Annotated in this window: 20 protein-coding genes; 12 read left to right on the top strand and 8 right to left on the bottom strand. The window is 71.4% G+C overall.

Annotated elements, in window-relative coordinates; translation table 11 throughout:
- Positions 1-26 precede the first annotated feature (26 nt).
- Both VM685_RS10075 and VM685_RS10070 read left to right on the top strand, forming a co-directional pair.
- On the top strand, positions 27-2,054 hold the full coding sequence (locus VM685_RS10075) for a TonB-dependent receptor plug domain-containing protein (RefSeq protein WP_325460018.1): 2,028 nt from the start codon (positions 27-29) through the stop codon (positions 2,052-2,054).
- Between the two features lie 111 nt (positions 2,055-2,165).
- A complete protein-coding gene (locus VM685_RS10070; RefSeq protein ID WP_325460017.1) occupies positions 2,166-4,217 on the top strand; it encodes a TonB-dependent receptor plug domain-containing protein in 2,052 nt (683 codons plus the stop codon).
- A gap of 98 nt (positions 4,218-4,315) precedes the next feature.
- Here VM685_RS10070 and VM685_RS10065 read toward each other — a convergent pair whose 3' ends face one another.
- Positions 4,316-6,163: an oligopeptide:H+ symporter gene (locus tag VM685_RS10065; RefSeq protein ID WP_325460016.1), complete on the bottom strand. Its 1,848-nt coding sequence runs from the start codon at positions 6,161-6,163 to the stop codon at positions 4,316-4,318.
- Between the two features lie 196 nt (positions 6,164-6,359).
- Between VM685_RS10065 and VM685_RS10060 the strand changes: the two genes are divergently transcribed.
- Entirely contained in the window at positions 6,360-6,881 is a 522-nt protein-coding gene (locus VM685_RS10060; RefSeq protein ID WP_325460015.1) for a DUF427 domain-containing protein, read from the top strand.
- 189 nt (positions 6,882-7,070) lie between these two features.
- Positions 7,071-8,927 (top strand): Ig-like domain-containing protein, encoded by a 1,857-nt coding sequence (locus VM685_RS10055; protein ID WP_325460371.1) that lies wholly within the window; start codon positions 7,071-7,073, stop codon positions 8,925-8,927.
- On the opposite strand, the gene VM685_RS10050 is transcribed toward VM685_RS10055, so the two are convergent.
- Together VM685_RS10050 and VM685_RS10045 are read right to left on the bottom strand one after the other, a co-directional pair.
- Entirely contained in the window at positions 8,924-9,322 is a 399-nt protein-coding gene (locus VM685_RS10050) for a GFA family protein (RefSeq protein WP_325460014.1), read from the bottom strand. The genes VM685_RS10055 and VM685_RS10050 overlap by 4 nt on opposite strands.
- 1 nt (position 9,323) lies before the next feature.
- The gene (locus VM685_RS10045) at positions 9,324-10,679 is read right to left on the bottom strand and encodes a glutamate--cysteine ligase (RefSeq protein ID WP_325460013.1); all 1,356 of its coding nucleotides are present in this window, start codon (positions 10,677-10,679) and stop codon (positions 9,324-9,326) included.
- A gap of 166 nt (positions 10,680-10,845) precedes the next feature.
- On the opposite strand from VM685_RS10045, the gene VM685_RS10040 reads away from it, so the two are divergent.
- The gene (locus VM685_RS10040) at positions 10,846-11,292 is read left to right on the top strand and encodes a VOC family protein (RefSeq protein ID WP_325460012.1); all 447 of its coding nucleotides are present in this window, start codon (positions 10,846-10,848) and stop codon (positions 11,290-11,292) included.
- On the opposite strand, the gene VM685_RS10035 is transcribed toward VM685_RS10040, so the two are convergent.
- Entirely contained in the window at positions 11,289-12,011 is a 723-nt protein-coding gene (locus VM685_RS10035) for a 16S rRNA (uracil(1498)-N(3))-methyltransferase (protein WP_325460011.1), read from the bottom strand. The genes VM685_RS10040 and VM685_RS10035 overlap by 4 nt on opposite strands.
- Before the next feature lie 40 nt (positions 12,012-12,051).
- Between VM685_RS10035 and ppk2 the strand changes: the two genes are divergently transcribed.
- Positions 12,052-12,813 (top strand): polyphosphate kinase 2, encoded by a 762-nt coding sequence (gene ppk2 / locus VM685_RS10030; RefSeq protein ID WP_325460010.1) that lies wholly within the window; start codon positions 12,052-12,054, stop codon positions 12,811-12,813.
- A 143-nt stretch (positions 12,814-12,956) separates the two neighbouring features.
- A complete protein-coding gene (locus VM685_RS10025) occupies positions 12,957-14,156 on the top strand; it encodes a winged helix-turn-helix domain-containing protein (RefSeq protein ID WP_325460009.1) in 1,200 nt (399 codons plus the stop codon).
- A 34-nt stretch (positions 14,157-14,190) separates the two neighbouring features.
- Here the strand turns inward: VM685_RS10025 and VM685_RS10020 are convergent, their stop codons facing one another.
- The gene (locus tag VM685_RS10020) at positions 14,191-15,978 is read right to left on the bottom strand and encodes an ABC transporter ATP-binding protein (RefSeq protein WP_325460008.1); all 1,788 of its coding nucleotides are present in this window, start codon (positions 15,976-15,978) and stop codon (positions 14,191-14,193) included.
- Between the two features lie 418 nt (positions 15,979-16,396).
- On the opposite strand from VM685_RS10020, the gene ubiA reads away from it, so the two are divergent.
- Entirely contained in the window at positions 16,397-17,329 is a 933-nt protein-coding gene (ubiA, locus tag VM685_RS10015; protein ID WP_325460007.1) for a 4-hydroxybenzoate octaprenyltransferase, read from the top strand.
- Here the strand turns inward: ubiA and VM685_RS10010 are convergent.
- Positions 17,326-18,846: a sensor histidine kinase gene (locus tag VM685_RS10010; RefSeq protein ID WP_325460006.1), complete on the bottom strand. Its 1,521-nt coding sequence runs from the start codon at positions 18,844-18,846 to the stop codon at positions 17,326-17,328. The genes ubiA and VM685_RS10010 overlap by 4 nt on opposite strands.
- A 164-nt stretch (positions 18,847-19,010) precedes the next feature.
- Here VM685_RS10010 and VM685_RS10005 point away from each other — a divergent pair, with 164 nt between their 5' ends.
- Together VM685_RS10005 and VM685_RS10000 are read left to right on the top strand one after the other, a co-directional pair.
- Positions 19,011-19,952 (top strand): fatty acid desaturase family protein, encoded by a 942-nt coding sequence (locus VM685_RS10005; RefSeq protein ID WP_414693361.1) that lies wholly within the window; start codon positions 19,011-19,013, stop codon positions 19,950-19,952.
- A gap of 254 nt (positions 19,953-20,206) precedes the next feature.
- Positions 20,207-20,869 (top strand): methyltransferase, encoded by a 663-nt coding sequence (locus VM685_RS10000; RefSeq protein WP_325460370.1) that lies wholly within the window; start codon positions 20,207-20,209, stop codon positions 20,867-20,869.
- A 197-nt stretch (positions 20,870-21,066) separates the two neighbouring features.
- Here the strand turns inward: VM685_RS10000 and VM685_RS09995 are convergent, their stop codons facing one another.
- On the bottom strand, positions 21,067-21,534 hold the full coding sequence (locus tag VM685_RS09995; protein WP_325460004.1) for an SgcJ/EcaC family oxidoreductase: 468 nt from the start codon (positions 21,532-21,534) through the stop codon (positions 21,067-21,069).
- A 136-nt stretch (positions 21,535-21,670) separates the two neighbouring features.
- A complete protein-coding gene (locus tag VM685_RS09990) occupies positions 21,671-22,432 on the bottom strand; it encodes a LytTR family DNA-binding domain-containing protein (protein WP_325460003.1) in 762 nt (253 codons plus the stop codon).
- Positions 22,433-22,539: 107 nt separating this feature from the next.
- Between VM685_RS09990 and VM685_RS09985 the strand changes: the two genes are divergently transcribed.
- A complete protein-coding gene (locus VM685_RS09985; protein ID WP_325460002.1) occupies positions 22,540-22,881 on the top strand; it encodes a VOC family protein in 342 nt (113 codons plus the stop codon).
- A 65-nt stretch (positions 22,882-22,946) separates the two neighbouring features.
- Entirely contained in the window at positions 22,947-24,215 is a 1,269-nt protein-coding gene (locus VM685_RS09980; protein ID WP_325460001.1) for a S1C family serine protease, read from the top strand.
- The last annotated feature ends 41 nt before the right edge of the window (positions 24,216-24,256 follow it).

The raw sequence follows: 24,256 nt of genomic DNA, 5'->3' as shown, positions 1-24,256 counted from the left end.
CACCTGCCCGCCTTGGGGAGAGACCGATGTTGTTCATCCATGTGCTGGCGCAGGCCGCTGCGGCCGCCGTTCCGGAGGCCGTCGCCCAGCCGCAGCAGGGCGTCATCGCCTATCCGCCCGCCTTCTTCGAGAGCTTCCGGCCGACCAACGCGCTTGAGATGGTGGAGAGGGTCCCCGGCTTCACCTTCGACGAGGGCGACAGCGTCCGCGGCTTCGAGGGCGCCGCCGGCAACGTCCTGATCGACGGCCAGCGCCCGGCCGCCAAGAGCGACGGTCTCGACCAGATCCTCACCCGCCTGCCGGCGAGCCAGGTCGAGCGCATCGAGCTGATCCGCGGCGGCGCGCCGGGCATCGACATGCAGGGCAAGAGCGTCCTGGTGAACGTCGTCCGCAAGCAGGGCGCCGGCTTCCGCGGCCTGATCGCCGCCTCGACCAAATATGTCGCCGACGACGGGCGCAATACGCCGGCGTTCCGGCTGGAGGGCTCGGGTGAATCGAACGGACGGGCGTGGGAAGCCGGCATGCTGGTGGCCCAGGGCGTCGACGACGGCGCCGGCGACGGCCCCCGCATCCGCCTCGACGCCCAGGGCCGCCCGCTGATCCGCTCTTTCGTCGAGTCCGAGGGTACGGTGACGTTCCAGGGCGTCTTCACCGGCGCCTACGAGACGCCGCTGGCCGACGGCAAGCTGCGCCTGAACGCGCGGCTGTTCCTCAACGAATTCAATTACGACGAGCAGAACTACCTGCAGTTTCCGACGGTCGCGAAGGAGTTCGACCAGTGGGGCGAGGACGAGAAGGAGATCGAGCTCGGCGCGCGCTACACGCGCAGCTTCGGCCCGCGCACGTCCCTTGAGACGGTGCTCCTGCAGCGCAATGCGGACGAGCACTTCGGGGAGACCTTCCGATCCCCCGCGGACTCCGTCTTCTTCACCCTCGACCAGCAGACCGGCGAGAGCATCGCCCGCTCCGTGCTGAAGCACCGGCGCTCCGACAGCCTCTCGTTCGAGGCCGGCGCGGAGGGCGCGTTCAACTGGCTGGAGAGCGAGACCGACTATGCCCTGAACGGCCAGCCGCAGCCCGTGCCTGCCGCCAATGTGCGGGTGGAGGAGAAGCGCGGCGAGCTGTTCGGCAAGGCCACCTGGCAGGCGCGGCCCAGCCTGAGCTTCGAGGCCGGCGTGCGCCAGGAGGCGTCCCGGATCTCCTCGGACGGCGACGTGGAGCTCGAGAAGACGCTCTACTTCACCAAGCCCCGGTTCGCCGCCACCTGGGCCCCCGACGCCGCCACCCAGCTGCGGCTGCGCATCGAGCGCGAGGTGGGCCAGCTCGATTTCGACGACTTCGTCGCCAGCACCGAATTCAACACAGGCGGCGACGTGCAGGCCGGCAACCCGGACCTGGAGCCCGAGCAGGCCTGGGTGGCCGAGGCCGCCGCCGAGCGCCGCTTCTGGGGCTCGGGCGCCGTGGTGCTCACCCTGCGCCACTACGAGCTCAGCGACGTGATCGACCGCGCGCCGATCTTCACGAGCTCCGGGGCGGCCTTCGACGCGCCGGCCAACATCGGCTCGGGCGTGAAGCAGGAAGTGGCGGTCAGCCTCACCCTGCCGCTCGACGGATTCGGGCTGAAGCGCGCCCAGCTGCGCGGCCAGTCCACCTGGCGTCGGAGCGAGGTCACTGACCCCACCACCGGGGAGGAGCGCTCGATCTCCGGCTCGCGGCCCCTGGATTGGGAAGCCCACTTCTCGCACGACGTTCCCCAGTGGCGCCTGACCTGGGGCGTCGACGCCTACGGCGCCTGGCGCGAGACCTACTACCGGTTCAACGAGGTGAACGTCCGTAAGCTGAAGACCTTCGTCTCGCCGTTCGTGGACTGGAAGGCCCGGCCGGACATCACCGTGCGGGCGGAGATCCAGAACGCGACGGAGCGCGGCTTCCGCCGGACGCGCTACCGCTATGCCGGCCCGCGGGGATCCGCGCCGCTGGAGTACGTGGACGACCGCGACATCCAGTTCGGCCGGGTCTTCTACGTCCGCGTCCGCAAGACTTTCGGCGGCTAGGCCGGAACCGGGGCAAACCTGTCCCCGATTTAATCCACCTTACGGCCATTTAATTGGCCTCGGCCCCACGGCGCGGGTCACCTGCCCGCGATCGCTGGGAGGGAATGTTACATGCTGATCGTCCACATGCTCGCGCAGGCCGCCGCCGCCGCCACGCCGGAAGCCGTCGCCGCGCCGCAGGAAGGCGTCATCAGCTATCCGCCCGCCTTCTTCGCCGCCCAGCAGCCGGCCAACGCCCACGAGATGCTGCTGCGCCTGCCGGGCTTCGCCGTCGAGACCGGCGACAGCGTCCGCGGCTTCGAGGGCGCGGCGGGCAACGTCCTGATCGACGGCCGCCGGCCGACCAGCAAGACCGACGATCTGGAGGAGATGCTGCGCCGGATTCCGGCGGGCCAGGTGGAGCGCATCGATCTGATCCGCGGCGGCGCGCCGGGCATCGATATGCAGGGCAAGACCGTGCTCGCCAACGTCGTGCGCCGCTCGGGGGCCGGCCTGCGCGGCCTGATCGCCGTGGCCAACAACCACCTGTCCGACGGCCGCAACATGCACGGCGTGCGCCTGGAGCTGTCCGGCGGCTCGGGCGGCCGCGAATGGGAGGGCTCGGCCCGCTACGGCTACGGCAACGACGACGGCGGCAACATCGGTCCGCAGTTCCGCATCGGCCCGAACGGCGAGATCCTGCGCCGGTCCTTCGTCCAGAACGAGAGCGACGGCCTGCAGAAGACCGTCACCGCCGCCTTCCGCCAGCCGCTGGCCGGCGGCCGGCTCGGCCTCAACGCCCGCTACTTCAACGAGAAGTGGAAGTTCGAGGAGGACAACCGCTACCTCGAGCCCGCCGCCCTCGGCGTCGAGACCACCGACGATCTCTACCTCACCGACCAGACGGAGTTCGGGGCCCGGTGGGACCGCGACTTCGGCGCCCGCACCAAGCTCGAGCTGATCGGCCTGCGCCAGGACCGCGAGCGGGAGATCAACTCCATCTTCGGCGACCTCTCCGGAACCCAGGACTTCCGCCTGCAGCGCGACACCGCCGAAACCATCGGGCGCGGCGTCCTCAAGTACACGCTGAACGACCGCCTCTCCTTCGAGGCCGGCGGCGAGGCCGCCCTGAATGAGCTCGAGAGCCGCACCGCCCTCATGGTCAACAGCGCCGCGGTCGACCTGCCCGCCGCCAATGTGGACGTCGAGGAGAAGCGCGGCGAGGTGTTCGCCAAGGCCGTCTGGCGCCCGACCACCGCCTGGACGGTGGACGCCGGGGTCCGCTTCGAGGCCTCGCGCATCTCGTCCGAGGGCGACGTCGAGCTGGAGAAGACCCTCAAGTTCCTGAAGCCGCGCCTGGCCCTCACCTGGGCCCCCGCGCCGGCCACACAGGTCCGGATGCGCCTCGAGCGCGTCGTGGGCCAGCTCAACTTCGACGACTTCGTCGCCTCGTCCGACTTCAACACCGGCGCGGGTGTCAGCGCCGGCAACCCCGACCTCGACCCGGAGCAGGCCTGGGTCGCCGAGGCGGCCCTGGAGCAGCGCCTGTTCGGCGCGACGCTGGTGCTCACCTACCGCCACTCCGAGCTCACCGACGTCGTGGACCGCGGCCCGGTGGAAGGGCGCGAGGTCGATCCCGTCACCGGAGCGGTCACCGTCCGCTACTTCGACACGCCGATGAACATCGGCGACGGGACCAAGGACGAGGCGATCGTCAACCTCACCGCCCCGCTCGACCGCCTGGGCCTGAAGGGCGCCCTGCTGAAGGGCCAGTACACGCGCCGCTGGTCGGACGTCACCGACCCCACCACCTTCGAGAGCCGCCGGATCTCCAACCTCCGGCCCACCGAGTGGGAGATCAACTACAGCCAGGACCTGCCGCAGTGGCGGATGAGCTACGGCGTCGACGTCTATTCCGGCTGGACGGAGACCTCGTACCGCTTCGACTCCATCCGCGAGGTGAAGCTGCACAACGCCTATGTCCGCCCCTGGATCGAGAAGCGCTTCCAGCCCGACCTCGCCGTCCGCTTCGAGTTTCCCAACGTCACCAGCCGCGGCATCCGCTTCACCCGCCAGGTCTGGGACGGCCCCCGCGGCGCCTCGCCCCGCCTCTACACGGACGACCGCGACCTGGGCTTCGGCCGCATGTACTACGTCCGCGTGCGCAAGACCTTCGGGGCCTAGGCCAAAACGAAGAGGGGCCGCACGATCTCTCGTGCGACCCTCCTCCGACCCGCTGCGCGGGCCCCTTCTCCGCGAGGGAGAAGGGCGCCTCCCGTGACCTAGGCCTCCCGGTCCGCCCGGATCGCCGCCGGGCTCACCGCCTGACGCTCGCCGTCCAGCACGGGCGCGATCGGCTCCGGCTGCGGGTGGTTGGAGGGATCGTTCACCCCGTGCGCCCAGCCCTTGATGAAGAAGCTCAGCACGATGAAGCCGACGCCGATCCCGATCCCCCAGAGGCCCAGCATGTTGAACACCGTCAGCGAGGACTGCAGCGCGGCCGCCGGGTCGGTCACCTGGCCGCCCACCGTATGGGTGCCGGCGAGGCCGGCGATCCAGCCGCCCACGTACTGCGCCACCGACGACGACAGGAACCACACGGCCATCATGAAGGAGACCACCTTGGCCAGCGACAGCTTGGTGATCTCGGACAGGCCGACGGGCGACAGGAACAGCTCGCCGGTCGTGTGGAACAGGTAGAGCAGCGCCAGGAACACCATCGGCAGGCGGTACTGCTCGTCGGCGAATCCGGTGCCCCAGACCACCACCATGAAGCCGAGGCCCACCTGGATCAGGCCCAGGCCGAACTTCAGCGTCGGGTTCGGATCGCGCCCGCGGGCGGCGAGCCAGGCCCACGCCGCGGCGAAGATCGGGGCGAAGATCAGGATGTAGCCGGCGTTGAACGACTGCGTCTGGGCCGCCGTGACGCCCACCAGGTTCACGTTGCGCGCGGCGAACAGGTTGAGCGACGTGCCGGCCTGTTCGAAGAGGGTGAAGAACACCACCGCCCCCAGGATCAGCACGACCGCCAGCATCATCCGCTGGCGCTCCACCCAGGTCTTGCAGACCACGGCGATGATGTAGGCGATCGCCAGGAACGACAGGACGGTGGAGAGGCCCAGCGCCATGCCGACGACGGCGTTGCGCTGCACCAGCAGCCACACCGGCAGCACGCCGAGGATGGACAGGCCGTAGATCACCCACTCACGGTTGACGGGACCGGCCAGCGGCTTCTTCAGCAGTTCCGGATTCGGCGGTTCGCCCTTGCCCAGGAGGTGCTTCTTGCCGAGCACGAAGACCACGAAGCCGGCCAGCATGCCGATCCCGGCCAGGCCGAAGCCCGCCCACCAGCCGTAGGTGGCGCCGAGCAGGCCGCAGAGCACCGAGGCCCAGAACGCCCCGAGGTTGATGCCGTAGTAATAGAGCGTGAAGCCGGAGTCCCGGCGCGGGTCGCCCTGCGGATAGAGCTGTCCGACAATCGTCGAGATGTTCGGCTTGAGGAAGCCGACCCCCATGATGATCAGGGCCACCGCCAGGTAGAAGGCGTTCTTGCCGAGGGGATCGACGGTGTTCTCGAGCTCGTAGGAGCCCTCCGGCAGCACGGCCGGCAGCGGTCCGCCGGCCGGCAGGCCCTTCACCTCGAGGCCGCCGGCTTCGGCCGGGCCGAACGCATAGGGCTGGCCGCCGACCATCAGGCGCACCTGGCGCTCCTCCATGCGGCCCTCCGCGACGACCTCGTAGCTCTGGCCGGCGTAGGTCAGGGTTTGCCGCGCGGGCGAGCCCTCGACCGCCATGGTCAGGTGGCCGGCCACCAGCAACAGGGCGCCGAACGCCACCGCCTTGCGGGTGCCGAGATAGCGGTCGGCCAGGATGCCGCCCAGCAGCGGCAGCAGGTACACGAGCGAGGTGTAGGAGCCGTACTGCGCGTTCGCCGTGGCGTCGTCGAACAGCAGGTGCTGCGTCAGGTAGAAGATCAGGATCGAGCGCATGCCGTAGTAGGAGAAGCGCTCCCACATCTCGGCGAAGAACAGGACCATCAGGCCCCGGGGGTGGTTTCGCATCATCTGCAGCAGCACCGGTATGCCGGTGATGAGCGTGATCGCGATGCCGAGCAGCACGATGAGGTTCATGTAGACGTCCGTTTTCCCTATGGCTTCCAAGGCCTGGGACGTCTTTCGCCCCGGGCGCGCCGATTTGCGGGGAGAAAATCACGCGCCCTCCCCAAGCACAAGCAAGAGGGCGCCTCCTCGCGGAAGCGTGCCTTTACCCGCCCGGGACCCTGGCGCAACCCTCGGGCGTTGAGCCTGACGAGGAGGACCCCACGCCATGCTGACCCCAGGCCCCGACCATCCGATCACCGTCGAGCCCGCGAAGAAGCGCTGGCGCGCCTACTTCGCCGGCCACGTGATCGCCGACACCAACGATGCGCTGATCCTGCGCGAAGCGGACTACCCGCCGGTCGTCTATTTCCCGCGTCAGGACGTGGCCATGGAGTACATGAGCCGCACCGACCGCACGACCCACTGCCCCTACAAGGGCGACGCGGCCTACTACACAATCCTGATGGACGGGAAGTTCGCCGAGAACGCCGTCTGGACCTACGAGGACGCCGCCCCGTCGGTGGGCCAGATCGGCGAGCGGCTGGCCTTCTACACCGACCAGGTGGAGGTCTATGAGGTCGACGACGCCGCCGTGAACCCGCGCCATGTCGCCGAGGTCCACGACGGCCACGAGGTCGACGTGGACGAGATCGTCCAGCACACCGACGCCGGCGATGGCCGCTCCCAGCGCGAACACTGGCAGCCCAATGTCGAGACGCCGGGCGCGGAGGAGGGCGGACTCCGGTAGCGGCCCCGCCCATGATTATCCGCGTAACGACTTTTCTCCCCCCACCGCCCTGTAGTAGAGGCGAAGGGTGCCCAAGCTCGGCCTTGAGGGGCGCAGCTTAGAGTCGGCTGTGGTTCCCCAGCGTCCCCGGTCGAACGGGGGGACATGATGGCGAACGGGAACTTGGCCGGCCTCGGGGCCGTGGCTGCGATGACGGGCGACGGCTCGACCTTGGCCGCGCCGGCCCAACCCACCCTGAACCTGGCGCCCGCCTCCGACAGCGGGGTGGCCGAGGACGAGATCACGAGCGACGCCACGCCCACCCTGAACGGCGTCGCGGCGGCCGGAACCCAGGTGACCGTCTATGACGGCGCGACCCAGGTCGCCCAGACGACGGCGGCAGGGGGCGGCACCTGGACGGTCACCCTTCCCACGCTCGCCGAGGGCGCCCACGCCCTGACCGCGGTCGTCACCGACGGCGGGGAGGACAGCCCGCCCTCCGACGTCCTGAACCTCACGATCGACACCCGGGCCCCGACCTTCACCGCAGAAACCATCCGTCTCGACGAGGGCCGGCTGCGGATCACCCTCACCTTCGACGAGGCGCCGGTGGGGTTCTCGGCCGCCGACATCCAGCCGCCGCACCAGGCGACGGTGGAGAACTTCGCCGCAACGGCCAATCCGCGCGTCTTCACCCTTGAGGTGGTGATCGACCACGCCCGGGTCACGTTCACGACCCTCGATGTCCTGGCCGGCGCCTATACGGACGCGGCGGGCAACGCCTCGGCGGAGAGCTCCACGACGGTTCCGGGCTGGAGCGAAATGCCCGAGCCCGAGTTGACGGTGATCGACGGCGTGCTTGTCCAGCGGGTGCTGAGGGAGAACCCCGGTCCCCTGGAGCCGCGCGAGATCCTGGTGGTCCCGGTCATCGGGAACGGCGGTCCCGCGTCGGGCGGCAATCCCGATCACATCGACCTTCGCGTCGGTGGCGGGACCACCACTCTCAAGGTGCCGAAGGGCATGGGGAGCGAGCTCCACCTCACGGACGACCTGACGCGCGGCGAGCTGGTGACCGTGATCGTCCGAAGCATGGCGGAGATCGCCGCCGAGGAGGCGCTGCGGCGGGCGGTGGCGCAGTACCTCCAGGGGCTCACCGGCAGGCCCGACGATCTGTCCGTGCTCGTCGTGCAGCCCACGATGAACCCGCTCGGTCCCCTGCCGCAGCCGCTCGCGATCACCGGCAGCGCCCAGGCGTCGCCGGCCCTCCTGCTCGACGCTACCGGTCTGCGGCCCGGCGCCGCGGTCAACCTCGACAACATCGGCCTGACGGTGGTGTCCGGCCAGGTCATCATCGGCGGCGGCAAGGGCGCCCAGACCGTGTTCGCCGACAACCATCCGCAGGTCATCGTCCTGGGCGAGGGCGACGACGAGCTGCATGGCGGCGGCGGAAATGACACGGTCGGCAGCGCCGAGGGCGACGACCGCCTGTTCGGCGACGACGGCGACGACCGGGTGTTCGGCGGCGAAGGCGGCGACTACCTGCACGGCAACGCCGGGAACGACACCGTCTCGGGCGATGCGGGCCACGACGTGGCCCACGGCGGTCGCGGCGACGACCGGATGGACGGCGGCGAGGGTGACGACACCCTGCTTGGCGACCTCGGAAACGATCTCCTCGCCGGCGGCGCGGGCGGCGACTACCTGCACGGCGGCGCCGGGTCCGACACCGTCTCCGGGGACGCCGGGACCGACGTTCTGCAGGGCGGCAGGGACGCCGACCGCCTGGACGGCGGCGCGGGCGACGACGTGCTGATGGGCGATCTGGGCGACGACACCCTCACCGGCGGCGACGGCGCGGACCTGTTCGTCGCCCTGGCCGGCGGCGGCCGCGACCTGGTGCTGGATTTCGACGCCGCGGCCGGCGACCGCGTGCGGCTGGCCCCTGGGACCGGCTACCAGCTCCGCCAGGACGGCGCCGATGCGGTGCTCGACCTCGACGGCGGCGGCCAGCTGGTCCTTGTCGGCGTGCAGGCCACGTCCCTGTCCGCCGGCTGGCTCCTGGGCTAGGCCGGCGCGCGCGGCCCCGGCCACTCCGGGCGGGCGTCGGGCGCGGTCACGCTCATGCCGACGCCCTCGGTCGCCCGGTGCGGATAGGCGGAGGCGTCGAAGCCCTCCAGGCAGAAGATATTGACGCCGTAGTGGTCGGGCGCGGCCCGCTTGCGGTGGAAGACGTAGATCCCGCACCGGCTGCAGAAGAAGTGGCGCGCCACCCCTGTGTTCCAGCGGTACTCGCCGAGCGCCTCCTCGCCGGCCAGCAAGGTCAGCGCCGCTTCCGGGACCTTGATCATGCGGGCGTTGCGGCGGCTGCACAGCGAGCAGTCGCAGCTCGTCACCTCCTCGACCTCGGCCACGACGCGGAAGCGCACCGCGCCGCAGTGGCAGGAGCCGTCCCAGGCGCCCATGCTAGTAGGCGAAGGCCTCGAAGACCTTGCCTGCGTCGCCCTGCCACGGCCCGTTGTAGAGCTCCAGCAGGCGCTCGGCCGGGGTGACGCCGCTCTCGGCGATATCGATCAGCTCGCCCAGGTAGCCGCTCTCGTCGACCAGGCCGCCGGACAGGCGGTTGCGGCGCTTCAGGCCCTCGCGGGCGATGGCCAGCATGTCCTTGGCCACGTCCTGCACCGTGCGCCCGGCGACCTCGGCCTTCAGGCCCAGGCGGGCGACGTCCGCGCGCAGGCGCTCGTGGTCGAGGGTCTCCCAGTCCTTGCAGAGGTCCCAGGCCGCGGCCAGGGCGGCGCTGTCGTAGAGGACGCCCATCCACAGCGCCGGAAGCGCGCAGAGACGGCTCCACGGGCCGGAGTCCGCGCCGCGCATCTCCAGGTACTGCTTCAGCCGCACCTCGGGGAAGATGGTGGTGGTGTGGTCCGCCCAGTCCTTCAGCGTCGGCCGGTCGCCGGGCAGCTCCGGCAGCTTGCCGGCCATGAAGTCGCGGAACGAGCGGCCGGCGACGTCCACGTACTTGCCGTCGCGCTTGACGAAGTACATCGGCACGTCGAGCGCATAGTTGGCATAGGTCTCGTAGCCGAAGCCGTCCTCGAAGACGAAGTCGAGCATGCCGGTCCGGTCCGGGTCGGTGTCGGTCCACACGTTCGCCCGCGCCGACAGGAGGCCCGTGGGCTTGCCTTCCCGGAACGGCGAATTGGCGAACAGCGCCGTGGCGATCGGCTGCAGGGCCAGGCTGGTGCGGAACTTGGCGACCATGTCGGCTTCCGAGCCGAAATCGAGGTTCGCCTGCACCGTGCAGGTGCGGAACATCATGTCGAGCCCGAGCCCGCCCACCTTGGGCATGTACTCGCGCATGATCTTGTAGCGGCCCTTGGGCATCACCGGGACCTGCTCGCGGGTCCAGATCGGCGTGAAGCCCAGGCCCAGGAAGCCCAGGCCCAGCTCGTCGGCGACGACCTTCACCTCCTGCAGGTGGCCGCCGGTCTCCTCGCAGATGTCGTGGATGGTCTCCAGCGGCGCGCCGGAGAGCTCGAACTGGCCGCCGGGCTCGAGGCTGACGTTGGCCATGCCGCGCTCCAGCGCGATCACGTTCTCGCCCTCGTGGACCGGCTTCCAGCCGTACCGGGTCAGGCCTTCCAGCAGCGCCTTGATGCCGTTCGGCTCGTACGGAACCGGCGCATGCGTCCCAAGCTGGAACACGAACTTCTCGTGCTCGGCGCCGACCCGCCATTCATTGGCAGGCTTGGCGCCCACCTCGAACCAGCGAACCAGATCCTCGAACACGAGGGGCCGGTCGTCGCAAGCGACCTCTGCCATCGGATTAGCCTCCCCAGCCCAACCTTGGATCGCGTGGGCGAGGTCCCGCGCGGCCGCAATCTTTACGTCGTCAGGTCACATGGGTGCAATTGCCGCGCCGCTCAAGAGCCTTGCCGGACGGCGCGCGAAGGCGTCAGGTGCCGGGGCGTTTCCAGGGAGGCAACCCATGTCCCAGGCGTACGCGTCCCCCGCCCCCTCCGCCGACCTGCGCCAGGCGGTGCCCTTCTTCCATGTGGCGGACCTGCAGGCCTCGCTCGATTTCTATGTGGAGCGGCTCGGCTTCGAGAGGCGCAACTGGTGGCCCGAAGCGGGCGAGATCCGCTGGTGCTGGCTGCAGCGCGACGCGGTCGCCGTGATGCTGCAGCAGTTCACCACGGCCGACGGCGAGGTCCGACCGGTCCCCGCCGGGGCGGGCGCAGGCGTCACCATCTGCGTCATGTGCGGCGACGCCCTGGCCGTCTGGCGCGAGGCCCGCGCCGCGGGGCTGCCCGTCGAGCGGCCGGTCGTCGGCAACGGCCTGTGGGTCGTCTCGCTCCGGGATCCGGACGGCTACCGCCTCGACTTCGAGAGCCCCACCGACGCGCCCGAGGAAAGCGTCTACGAGGGCGACTAGCCGCGCCAGTCGCCGAGCGCGGCCTGCCACAGGGTCAGCGCCGCGATCGCCGCGGTGTCGGCGCGCAGGATCCGCGGGCCCAGGCTCGCCGCGGTGGCGCAGGCCAGGCCCCGCAGTCGCTCGCGCTCCCTCGGCGAGAAGCCGCCCTCCGGCCCGATCAGCACCGCCCAGGGCCCGGGCGCCTGCCCCGCGAGCGCCTCGGCGACCGGTTTGGCGTCCCCCGCCTCGTCGCAGAACAGCAGCCGCCGGCCGGCCTCCCAGTCGTCGATCAGCCTCTCCAGCTTCACCGGCTCCAGGATCTCCGGCACGTCCAGCCGCCCGGTCTGCTCGGCCGCCTCGGTGGCGATGGCCCGCAGGCGGTCCACGCGGGTGTGGTCGGCGTTGGTGCGCTCGGTGATCACCGGCCGGATGCGCCGGACCCCGAGCTCGGCGGCCTTCTCGACGATGGTCTCCAGCGGCCCGCGCTTGACCAGGGCGATCACCAGGTCGAGGTCCGACCCCTCGCCCTGCGGCCGGGCCGGGTCGATGACCTGCAGGACCACGGCGCGCTTGCCGACCTGGGCCACCAGCGCACGCCATTCGCCCTCGCGGCCGTTGAACACCCGCAGCTCGTCGCCCGGCTTGGCGCGCATCACCGAAGCCAGGTAGCGGCTCTGCCCCTCGTCCAGGCTAAGCTCGGCGCCGGGGGCGAGATCATCGGGAATGAACAGCCGGATCATCCAGCCGTTCTAGCGCCCACCAACGGATCGGGAAGAGCGCATGGCCAAGGACGACGACTACGACCGCGAGGTGGAGGCCCTGCAGGTCGCCCTGGTGCGCTTCCAGCAGTACGCCATCCAGGCCGGCGAGAAGGACCTGGTGATCTTCGAGGGCCGCGACGCCGCCGGCAAGGACGGGGCGATCAAGCGCGTCGTCGAGCACCTGTCGATCCGCTCGACCCGCGTCGTGGCGCTTCCCAAGCCCACCGAGCGCGAGCGCACCCAGTGGTACTTCCAGCGCTACGTGGGCCACCTCCCGGCGGCCGGCGAGCTCGTGATCTTCAACCGCTCCTGGTACAACCGCGCCGGCGTCGAGCGCGTCATGGGCTTCTCCGGAGCCGACGAGCAGGAAGCCTTCCTGCGCGACGTGGTCCCCTTCGAGGCCATGCTCACCGGCGAGGGCGTGCAGATCGTCAAGCTGTGGCTCGACATCTCGCGCAAGGAGCAGGCCAGGCGCCTGGAGGCGCGCACCACCGATCCGCTGAAGGCGCTCAAGATCAGCCCGCTGGACGCGCTCGCCCAAGAGAAGTGGGACGCCTACACCGCCGCGCGCGACGAGATGCTCCGCCGCACCCACACGCCCGAGGCGCCCTGGATCATCGTCCACACCGACAAGAAGAAGCAGGCCCGGCTCAACATCATGCGCCACCTGCTGAAGGTGCTGGCCCCGCCGGAGATCGCCGACGCCGTCGCCGATCCCGACCCGAAGGTGCTGTTCGCGTTCGAGCCCGCGGCGCTCTCCGACGGCCGGCTCGAACGCTAGGGAAACCAGGCCGGAATCCGCAAATGTTCCGCGCCCGCCGAGGGGAGAGGCTCCGCCGTTAACCATCTGTTTACGACGCTTGTTCTGAGTTTGTTCGATCGCTATCGTGCCATGGACGACTTAGCCGGCGGGGACGGGCGGCCTTGAAGAGAGACACCCTGACCGCGGGCGAGGCCCGCCGCATCGCGCTGGCCGCCCAGGGCTTCGCCACGCCCCGTCCGGCGGAGCCCGGCAAGCGCCACCTCCTGAAGGCCATCGAGCGGCTGGGCGTCGTCCAGATCGACTCGGTCAACGTGGTCTCGCGCACCCACTACCTGCCGGCCTTCTCCAGGCTGGGCGCCTATCCCCGGCCGCTGCTCGAGGAGCTCGCCTGGGCGAAGAAGCGGCCGCTGTTCGAATACTGGGCGCACGAGGCCTCCCTCCTGCCGCTCGCCGCCCATCCCCTGCTCCGCTGGCGCATGCAGGACGCCCACGACGGGGTGGGCACCTGGAAGGGCATCGCCCGCTTCCTGCGCGAGCGTCGCGACTTCGTGGACAAGGTGCTGGCCGAGATCGCCGCCCGCGGGCCGCTGTCGGCCTCCGAGCTCGAGCTCGGCCACAAGGGCCAGGGCGGCTGGTGGGGCTGGAGCGAGGCCAAGCGCGCCGTCGAGTGCCTGTTCTGGACCGGCGAGCTGACCACCGCCACCCGTCGCTCCACCTTCGAACGGGTCTACGGCCTGCCGGAGAAGGTGATCCCCCGGAAGATCCTCGACCTCCCCACCCCGCCCCGCGAGGAGGCCCAGCGCCAGCTGGTCATGACCGCCGCCCGGGCCATGGGCGTCGCCACCGAGCGGGACCTGCGCGACTACTTCCGTCTGGGCGTCGCCGAGGCCCGCGCCCGGATCGCCGAACTGGCGGACGCCGGGGCTCTGGTCCCCGTCACCGTGAAGGGCTGGCGCGAGCCCGCCTACCTCGACCCCGCCGCCCGCCGGCCGCGCCGGGTCGAGGCCCACGCCCTGCTCTCCCCGTTCGACAACCTGATCTGGTTCCGCGAGCGCACCGAGCGGATGTTCGGCGTCCGCTACCGGATCGAGATCTACACCCCGGCCGACAAGCGCCAGCACGGCTACTACGTCCTGCCGTTCCTGGAGGGCGACGCGCTCACCGCCCGCGTCGACCTGAAGGCCGACCGCAAGGCCCAGACCCTGCTCGTCCAGGCCAGCCACGCGGAGCCCTGGGCGACGGCCGAGACCCCGCAGCGCCTTGCCGCCGAGCTGCGCCTCATGGCCGGCTGGCTTGGCCTGGAGAAAGTCCACGTCCGCCCCAAGGGCGACCTGGCCAAGGCCCTCGCCGACGCGGTCTAACGCCTCTCCCGCCGCCGGCGGGAGAGGGGGCAGGTCACCCCACCCCCTCCGTCACCGCGTGCAGGCGGGCGTAGGCGCCGCCTCGGCGGACCAGCTCCGCGTGGCGGCCCTCCTCGACGATGCGGCCGTTCTCGAACACCAGGATCCGGTCGGCCCCGCGGATGGTCGACAGCCGGTGGGCGATGACGATGGTCGTGCGGCCGACCATCAGCTCCTCCATGGCCGCCTGCACCTGGCGCTCGGTCTCCACGTCCAGCGACGAGGTCGCCTCGTCCAGCACCAGGATCGGCGCATCGGCCAGGAAGGCCCGGGCGATCGCCACCCGCTGCCGCTCGCCGCCCGACAGCTTGACGCCCCGCTCGCCGACCAGGGTGTCGTAGCCCTTCGGCAGTCGGGCGATGAAGTCGTGGGCCCGCGCCCGCCTGGCGGCCAGCACGATCTCGTCCTCAGTCGCCCCCGGCCGGGCGTAGCTGATGTTCTCGGCGATCGTGCGGTGGAACAGCGCCGGGTCCTGCGGCACCACGGCGATGGCGCGCCGCAGAGAGCCCTGGGTCACCGCCGCCACGTCCTGGCCGTCGATCAGGATCCGTCCGCCCTCCACGTCGTAGAGCCGCTGGATCAGCTTGACGAAGGTGGACTTGCCCGCCCCCGTCGCGCCCACCAGCGCCACCCGCTCGCCCGGCGCGATGGCCAGGGAGAAGCCGTCGTAGAGCGGCGTCTCGGCCGACTTGTAGCGGAAGGTCACCCGATCGAAGACGATCTGCCCCAGTTGCGGGCGGAAGTCGCCGGCGCCGGCGGCGTCCATCACCTGCGGCGGCATGCGGGCGTAGCGGGCCACGTCCTCCACGTCGTCCATCCCGCGCTGGGCCATGCGGATGTTCTCGCCGATGTTGCGCAGGTAGCCGGTCATCAGCATGAAGGCGGTGATCGCGAACGCCAGGTCCCCGGTCCCCGCCCGGCCGCGCGACCACTCCCACACCAGGATGCCGGTCAGCCCCGCCTGCAGCGCCACCAGCATGAGGTTGTGCAGCAGCCAGAGGTCCGTGAACCGGTGCCAGCTGCGGATCGTCGCCCGGCGCCACATCTCGGTGACCTCGGCGATCCGCCCCTCCTCGCGCGGCTCGGCCCCGAAGGACTTCACCGTCGCGTTCGACGAGATCGAGTCCGCCAGCGCCCCGCCGATCCGCGAGTCCAGCGCCACCGACCGCTGGTTCGACGGCCGGGCGTAGATCGAGGTCAGCACGATGTTGGAGGCGATGTAGAGCGCCACCACCGCGAGCGCGAAGATCCCCACCGGCGGCCAGCGCAGCAGCATCATCCCGCACAGGCCGACCAGCAAGATGATCGACGGGCCGAACCAGATGAGGGCCGCGTCGGTCACCGTGTCGTAGCCCCACATGGCCCGGCTCAGCCGCCGCACCGTCGCGCCGGCGAAGGTGTCGGCGTGCCAGTCGGCGGAGAACGACTGCACGCGCCGGAAGGCGTCGTCGGTCATGTCCTTCATGTTGTTGGCCGACATCGGGATCAGGAACCGCATGGCGGTGTTCCGGATCACCGAGAAGGCCAGGTAGACGCCCACGAACAGCGCCCAGGCCCGCCAGGCGGGATCGGGGTCCGAAGGCCCGGCGGCCACGGCGTCCACCAGCCGCCCCGCCGCCCAGGGCAGGGCGAGGTCGAACCCGATGGCGACCAGGGTCAGTCCCACGGCCCCGGCCAGCAGCCAGGGCCGTCGTCGCCAGTAGCCGGAGATGAAGCCCAGCACCTGGCGGTTGGAGAGGAGCCGCTTGCGGTTCTCTTCCTCGTCCTCGTAGTGGTCCGTCATGACGAACGGTCTCGAACGGGGCGCCGGCGGGGCCGCGTCCGTCGACGGACGGGCGGCGCGCGCAGCCGGCGCGATGAACGGAAATGGGGGCGGATCGGGGTGTGAACACCCCGGAGGACCATGGGTTGGGAGGACCACGGGCGCGAGGACGCTCTCCGCGCGGACGGCCGCTTACGGCGTCAGGCGGAAGATCCCGGTGGAGTTAGCGCGGCGGCGGCCCGGCGAGCCGCAGGCGGGCGGAAGGTGAGAACGCGGTCGTTTTCATCGTCCCTCCTCGTCGGCGGCTGCAGAGGCCGCGGAAGCTAGGCGTGGTTAACGCAAGGGTCAAGCCGCCCGCCGAACATCGGTCGCTGCGCGGCTTTTGCGCCACACAGGGGGAGCGGATTGAGGGCGAGGCCCCGGCGCCCTACGAAGCCCCATGACCTCCGCCGCGCCCCTGCCCGACGCCGCGCCCTCCAACTGGGTGGACCGGTTCGCGCCCGCCTCGCTCCGGCCGTGGCTGAAGCTCGGACGGTTCGACCGGCCCACCGGCATCTGGCTGCTGATGCTGCCGGGCTGGCAGGGGGTCGCGCTCGCCGCCGCCGAGCAGGGCCGCCGGCCCGACCTCCAGCTGCTGGCCCTGTTCTTCGTCGGCGCGGCGCTCATGCGCGCGGCCGGCTGCGCCTACAACGACATCGTCGACCGCGACTTCGACGCCCAGGTGGCGCGCACCGCCGGCCGCCCGATCCCCTCGGGCCAGATCAGCGTCGCCCAGGCCTGGGGCTTCGTCGCCGCCTGCTGCCTGGTGTCGCTCGCCATCCTGCTCACCTTCCCGCCGGTCGCCATCGCGCTCGGCGCCGGCTCGCTGGCCCTGGTCGCCGCCTATCCGTTCATGAAGCGGATCACCTGGTGGCCGCAGGCCTGGCTGGGCCTGACCTTCAACTGGGGCGCGCTCCTGGGCTACGCCGCCGCCACCGGCGAGGTCGGCCTGCCGGCCCTGCTGCTCTACGCCGGCGGCCTGTTCTGGACGCTCGGCTACGACACGATCTACGCGATCCAGGACCTGGAGGACGACGCCCTGGCCGGCGTGAAGTCCTCGGCCCGCCGGCTCGGCGCCTCGGCCCCGCGCGCGGTGCTCGGCTTCTACGTCGCAGCCGTCGCCCTGGCGCTCGCCGCGGGCGTCACAGCCGACCTCGGCTGGGGCTTCTATGCGCTGACCGGCCTCTACGCCTTCCGCCTCGTGCGGCAGGCCACGAGGGTGCGGGTGGACCGCCCGGTGCTGGCGCTGCGCCTGTTCAAGGCCAACACCCACGCCGGCCTGATCCTCTTCGCCGCCCTGGTGGCGGGGAGCTTCGGCGCCGCGCTCCTCTAGGCCGCGCCGGCCTTCGCCAGCGCCGCCGCCGCGCGGCGCAGCGGCAGGCCCACGTGGAAGGTGCTGCCCCGCCCGGGCGAACTCTCCACCGTCAGCGCCCCGCCCATCAGGCTCACCAGGCTCCGGCAGATGGTCAGGCCCAGGCCCGCGCCGCCGGCCCGGCGGGTCGCCCCGCCGTCGCCCTGAACGAAGCTCTCGAACAGCCTCGGCAGCTCGTGCGCGGCGATGCCCGGCCCGGTGTCGGTCACCGCCAGCTCCAGCCCCCCGTCCGCGGCCAGCTCGGCGCGCACCGTCACCTCGCCGGCCTCGGTGAACTTCAGCGCGTTGGCGGTCAGGTGGAACAGCACCTGCCGGACGCGTTCGCCGTCGCCCACCCAGGCGCCGCGGGCGCCGGGCGCCACGTCGACCACCAGCGACACGCCGCCGGGCGAGGCGGCGCGGGCCGCCAGCACCGCCTCGGCGACGATCGCGTCGACGTCGAAGGGCTCGCGGGTCAGCCGCAGGCCGCCGCTCTCCATGGCCGAGAGGTCGAGGATGTCGCTGAGCACGCAGAGCAGGGTCTTGCCCGAGCTGTGGATCATCTCCACCCGCGCCCGCTGCGGCGTCGTCAGCTCGTCGAGCAGCAGGATCTGGGCCATGCCCAGCACCCCGTTCAGGGGCGTGCGCAGCTCGTGGCTCATGTTGGCCAGGATCTGCGACTTCAGCGCATTGGCCTGCTCCGCCGAGTCCCGGGCCGCGGTGGCCTCGGCGAGCGCGCCCTTCAGGCTGGCGTCGTAGGTCTCCAGCGCCTGCAGCAGGCGGTTGAAGTTGCGGGTCAGCTGGCCGACCTCGTCGGCCCGCCGCACCGGCACCCGGGCCGTGAAGTCGCGCGAGGCGGCCGCCGTTTCGATCGCCTCGTTGAGCTGCCGCAGAGGCGCCAGCGACCGGTGCGCCAGGCGCTGGGCCAGCACGCCGGCGCCGGCGACGCCGGCCGCCGAAAGCGCCAGGGCGATGGCGATGTTGCGCCAGCGGACGGCGACGATCTCATCGTCGTCCACCACCAGAACCACCTCGCCCACCCGCCGCCCGCCGACGAAGTGCGGCGCGCGCACCTCCACGCCGGGCGCGCGGAAGTCGTGCTGCGGGACCGTCGCGCCGGTGGCGCGCAGGCGGGCATGCTCGAGGGCGTCGGGGCCGAGATCCAGCCGGCGTCCGTCGGCGTGGAAATAGGTGGCGGCCTTCACGGCCGGCGCGCCGCGCAGCAGGGCCGCAGCGTCAGACGCGGCCGAGGCGTCGGCCTCCGCCAGGCCGCGGTGGGCCACGCCGGCCACCGCGTGGCCCAGGGTGACGGCGTTGGCGGCCAGGTCCTGGCGGTCCTTCGACCAGTTGCTCCACTGGTAGAGGCTGAAGGTCGTGACGAGGGCGGCCGCCGCGGCGCCCAACGCGGCCGCGACGAAGCGCGCCTCCAGGCTGCCCCGTCCGGCCGTCGGGCGATAGCGCCGCCGTGCCGGCGCGCTGACCCCTGCGATCGAGACCATTCCCCCTCCTGTTCGGGAGAGCTTCCCTCGCGCAAGCTTAAGATTGCCCAAACGACGTTCGGCAATCTCTAGTCAGATCAGATAGTTAGCCTGCTCACCATGTCGCCTGGGGACCGGCCGCCTCCGGCTGTTCTCGATACGCCTTACGACGTACAATGCCGGCCATGCCCGTGGCCGCCCGCGTCGATCCGAAGGTCTATTTCTCGCCGCCCGAGTGGAATCCGCTCGCGCGCCGCTCGCCCTGGAAGGGGCTGGCGCTGGTCGCCCACGCCTGGGCGGTCATCGGCCTGGCCATGGCCATGGCGGTCGTCTGGCCGCTCACCATCCCGCTGGCGATCGCCATCATCGGCGCACGGCAGCTCGGCCTGGCCATCCTGATGCACGATGCGGCCCACGCCGCGCTGCACCCGAACCTCAAGGTCAATGACTGGGTGGGGAACAACCTGACCACCGGCGACCTCAAGGCCTACCGGCCCTACCACCTGCAGCACCACAAGTTCGCCCAGCAGGCGGAGGACCCGGACCTCGTCCTCTCTGCGCCCTTCCCGATCACCCGCACCTCGCTGCGGCGGAAGATCCTCCGGGATCTGACCGGCCGGACCTATTACAAGCTCAAGTGGTCGGGGCTGGTGAACCGTATCCGCGAGCGGAGGCCCGGCGAGCCCCTGTGGCCGATCCTGAAGGACGCCGTCGTCCGCCGCCGCCGGTTCTTCACCGGCATGGTGGTCACCATCGCAGCGACCGCGCCGTTCGGCCTGTGGTGGGTCTGGCCGGTGCTGTGGCTGGTCCCGCAGGCCACCTGGCTGCCCATGGTCACGCGGCTGCGCAACATCGCCGAGCACGCCTGCGTGGCGAAGGACGAGCCCGACCCCCTGCGCCACGCCCGCACCACCCACGCCAACTGGCTGGAGCGGGCCTTCATCGCGCCCTACTGGGTCAACTACCACTGCGAGCACCACATGTTCATGCATGTGCCCTGCTACAACCTGCCCAAGGCCCACCGCATCCTGAGGGAGACCGGCACGCTCGACCGCATGCTCACCGCGCCCGGCTACCTCTCGGTCCTCAAGCTGGCCACCAGCCGCCCCGAGGTCCAGGCGGCCTAGAGCCTGGGAGGAAGCCCTCCTCCTCGATGGAGGAGGGTTGGGTGGTGGTGCGGTCGCTGAGGGGACGTGGGTGGCGCATGTGGGCGCCGGCGCCTGCCGCCGCGCGACAAGTCCAGGCCACCGGACGGCCTGCATCAGGCGCAGCATCCCCCGGATGCTGATCCGCCCTTAAGGCCTATGGACAGATTGCATAGCAAACTCGCCGCCATGGACTTAAGGACACGTCTCCAGCGGCCTGAGAGTTGACCGATCGAATGATCGCCCCCACGCCCGAGGCCCGCCGCGCCTTCATCGTCGAGAACACGCGCCGCCAGCACCCGCCGCACACGCCCGAGCTGGTCCTGCACCTGGCCGACGAGATCACCCCGATCTGGCGGCTCACCGAGGAGGCGCTGGAGGAAATGGGACTGCCGCCGCCGTTCTGGGCCTTCGCCTGGGCGGGCGGCCAGGCGCTGGCCCGCTACGTGCTCGACCACCCGGAGCTGGTGGCCGGCAAGCGGGTGATCGACTTCGCCTCCGGCTCCGGCATCGTGGGCATCGCCGCCCTGAAAGCCGGCGCGGCGTCCGTGCTCTGCGCCGACATCGACACCTTCTGCGGCGCGGCCCTGGCGCTCAACGCCGAGGCCAACGCCGTCGCCTGCGACTTCACCGACCAGGACCTGCTCGAGGCCCCGCCGCCCGCCTGGGCCGAGGTCATCCTGGCCGGCGACATCTGTTACGAGAAGCCGCTGGCCGACAGCGTCCTGGCCTGGCTCGGCGCGGCCCGGGCGGCGGGCGCGACGGTGCTGATCGGCGACCCCGGCCGCAGCTACTTCCCCCGCCAGGGATTGGACAAGCTCGCCGAATACCAGGTCCCCACCACCCGGGAGCTGGAGGATCTGGAGGTCAAGAAGACCGCCGTCTGGGCCCTGCCCTAGGGCGGATCGATATTCACCTCCTGCCCAGGAACCGCGCCCCTTCCTCCTCGATGGAGGAAGGGTAGGGATGGTGGTGTTCGCACCGCATGGACGGAACGGCGCGGTTGGGCTCTGCGCCCACACGAGCCATTTCGTCGCCGCCCTGGCCACACCACCACCCAACCCTCCTCCATCGAGGAGGAGGGCTGTCTCACGCCCTAACCGATCGGGTAGGCGCGCACGGCCTTCAGCTTCCACGCCCCGTCCTCGCGCACCGAGATCGAGACGTTGTTGAACCGGCGCATCAGCTTCCAGGTCCCGTCCGGTTGGCGCGCCTCCACCCGCACCGCCACGTCGCTGAGCGCCAGGTCGGGCCCCAGCATGTCGAGGTTCCGGATTTCGCTCACATGCCGCATCACCCCCTGCCGCGCGCCGAACGAGCGGGCGTAGTAGGCCTCCACCGCCGCCCGGCCCCGCTGGACCTGGCCGTCGGAGGCGCCCACCAGCATGTCGGCGTCGCGGGCGTAGTGGCCGGCCATGGCGGCGGGGTCCCTGGCGTTCCAGGCGGCGTCGGCCGCGGCGCCCAGGGCGCGGAGCGCAGCCTCGTCGGCGGCCGAGGGCGGCGCGGCCTGCGCCGCGGTGGTGACGGCGCAGGCGAGGCCGGCGGCCAGCAGGGTCTTCATCATGGTCGCAAGTCTCCAGGCGCCGGAGCCTTCGTCCGGCCGCCGCGCTCCTGGCCTTGCGAGGAGGCCCGCGGCAACGCCGCCTTCGCCGGATCGCCGGCGGTTTCGCGAACGCCGCTCGCGAAATCAGTCCCGAAGATCAGTCCTGCTCGGCGAGCAGTCCCGCCTGGCGGACCGCGAGGCTGAAGGTGCGGCTGACCGGCGCCCGCAGTCCGCCGGCCAGCACCAGCACGTGCCGGTCGCCCTGCCGCTCCGCCCGTTCCACCGCGCCCTTGGCCACCCACCAGGACCGGTGCGTCTGCACGCCCGCCTCGCCCAGCTCGCGCACGGCGTCGGAGAACCGGTGGTGGATCAGCGCCTGGCCGGCCTCTGTGTGGACGCGCAGGTAGTGGTCCTCGGCGGTGAGCGCGAGGATCGCGCCGCCCACGCCCGGCGGCAGGGCGCCCCGGAAGCTCGCGGCGGTCACCGGCGCCGGCTTCGGACGCCGGTCCCGCCGCGCCAGGACGAGCGGCAGGAAGAAGCCCACGGCGATCAGCGCCACGCTGCCGTAGGTCTCGACCAGGGACCGCGGCGTCAGCACCCCGCCGACGCGCAGGAGCCCCTCGGCCCAGGCGACCTCGAAGGTGGTGGGCACGGCCCCCAGCAGGCCCGCCGCGATCGCCCACAGCCAGTCCGGCCGCGCGGCCCAGCCGGGGACGCGCCTCAGCGCGGCGGCCACCGCCTCGGTCTGCAGCCACATGAGCACCGTGAGCCCGATCCAGTAGGCGTAGCGCTCGCCCGGGCTGAAGTCCGCCCCGGTCCCGAATGGCCCGAGCACCGCCAGGCCCGCGCCCACGGCCACCGCAGCCGCGGCCGAGCCCAGCCCCCGCCGCACGTCGCCCTCGGTCAGTCCCCCTCGCATCGCGGCGAGCCTAGCCGCCCGCCCGGTCCGCGCCAATCCGGCCGGCGCCGCTTCCCAAGCGCGCGGCGCTGGACTAGAACATTCCCGGAACAACGGGAGACGTGGCCATGCGCGAGGACGGCAAGATCGACTATGTGGAGTTCCCGGCGGCGGACCTCGTGCCGCTGAAGCGGTTCTACGGCGAGGCGTTCGGCTGGACCTTCACCGACTACGGCCCGGCCTATGCGGCCATGGACGAGGGCCTCGACGGCGGCTTCAACGCGGACGCCGCCGACCAGGTGAAGGCCCCGCTGGTCATCCTCTACGCCCACGACCTGGAGGCCATGGAGGCGAAGGTCCGGGCCGCCGGCGGCGCCATCACCCGGCCGATCTTCGACTTCCCCGGCGGCCGCCGCTTCCACTTCCGCGACCCCGCCGGCAACGAGCTCGCCGTCTGGAGCGAGGGGTAAGGGGGGCCGTTAGGCGCAGGTGAAGAATTCCGGCGAAGGATGCCGCGAGAGCGAGGGGGGATGAAATGAAGACGAAACTGATTTTCGCGGCGGTGCTGTCGCTGGCAATGGCTGGCGCTGCGCAGGCTCAGGCGCCGTCGGAGGCGAGACCGGCCACGAGCGTCAGTCAACCGATCAGCTTCACCCGGATCGCATTCCGCCTGCCCATGGGCACGCCCTGGGCCAGGCTGCAGTACGCGGACTTCCCCATGCCATGCCGGGAAATCGAGGTGATGACCTGGCAGCCGACTTCGGACCGCATCGTGCCCCAGGAGGATCTCGAGCGGATCTTCCGGGAGGAGATCGGCCGTTCGGGCTTCCAGGTGTCGGGAGACCCCTCCAACCTGTTCGAACAGGACCGGAAGGATTCGGATCTCCAGGTGGGCGCGCTGGTCACTGGCATCGACGCGACCTTCTGCGGCAAGACGCCCCTCACTCTGGCCACCACCGAGCGCATCATCATGTCGGGATCCGCAAGGATGACGATCGAGTGGCAGGTCTACTCCACCGTGCAGGCTCGCCTGCTCGCCCGGGTCCCCACCGTCGGCGCCTACACGACGAAAACGGCCCTCGACGCCGGGAACATCGTGATCCTGCAGCGGGCGTTCGCCGACAGCGTCCGGCAGCTCGCCGCGTCCGACGCGTTCCGCCAGGCGGCGTCCGGCCCGGCGGCGCACGCGGCGCCCGCCCAGGGCGCGGGTACGGAACTCGTGATCCGCACGGCCGGGCCCGCCGCGGCGGGGCGGCCGATCTCCGACGCCGCCGGCTCGGTGGCCACCCTCTTCGCGGGCAGCAGCATGGGCAGCGGCTTCCTCATCTCGCCCGACGGCTACCTGCTCACCAACCAGCACGTTGTCGGCGACGCGAGCCGGGTGCGGGTCCGCTGGGCCGACGGGCGGGAGGAGCCGGGCGACGTGCTGAGGACCGATCGCCGCCGCGACGTCGCCCTGGTCAAGGTGGGGGGCGCGGGCGCCCGCCAGCCGCTGGTGTTGCGCACGGCGCTCGCCCGGCCCGGCGAGACCACCTTCGCGGTCGGCACGCCGCTCGACAAGACGCTGGAGAACACCGTCACCCGGGGCGTCGTCTCCGCCCAGCGGACGATCGACGGCCAGGCCTTCATCCAGAGCGATGTGGGCGTCACCCGAGGGAACAGCGGCGGCCCCCTCCTCGATGAGAGAGGCGCGGTGATCGGCCTGACGGTGATGGGGCTCTATCCCGAGGAGTCGAAGAGCCTGAACCTGTTCATCCCCATCGCCGACGCCTTGCGGGCCCTGGCGGTCAAGCCCGCCCGCTGATTGACCTCCGCCCCCGCAGCGTCTCAATCTGCCGCCGAGCC

The organism is Phenylobacterium sp. (genome assembly GCF_035539035.1).
Classification (GTDB): domain Bacteria; phylum Pseudomonadota; class Alphaproteobacteria; order Caulobacterales; family Caulobacteraceae; genus Phenylobacterium.
The sequence above is the reverse complement of the archived record's forward strand: the minus strand, read 5'-3'. Positions and strand labels throughout refer to the sequence as shown.